Annotated in this window: 1 rRNA gene; it reads right to left on the bottom strand. The window is 45.7% G+C overall.

The annotated features are described in order from the left end of the window. Positions 1-166 (bottom strand): 23S ribosomal RNA (locus tag FN082_RS17850); the annotation flags it as partial. Positions 167-370 lie beyond the last annotated feature (204 nt).

A 370-nucleotide genomic window follows, 5' to 3' on the forward strand; every position in this document is an offset into this window, starting at 1 on the left:
ATGTATTCAGTTAACGATAGTGCAACGAATTGCACTGGGTTTCCCCATTCGGACATCGCCGGCTATAACGGTTCATATCACCTCACCGACGCTTTTCGCAGATTAGCACGTCCTTCATCGCCTCTGACTGCCAGGGCATCCACCGTGTACGCTTGGTCGCTTAACCTCACAACCCGAAGATGTTTCGTAAAACACCTTCGTGTCGCGAAAATTTGAGAGACTCGAACACACCATTAACAGTGTGTCGTTTCAATTTTCAGCTTGATCCAGATTTTTAAAGAGCAAAACTTCGCAGTGAACCTTTTCAGGTACACTCTGAAGTTTTCTTATATTGAGCAGTAAAAGATGGTGGAGCTATGCGGGATCGAAC

Source organism: Klebsiella spallanzanii (assembly GCF_902158555.1).
Classification (GTDB): Bacteria; Pseudomonadota; Gammaproteobacteria; order Enterobacterales; family Enterobacteriaceae; genus Klebsiella; species Klebsiella spallanzanii.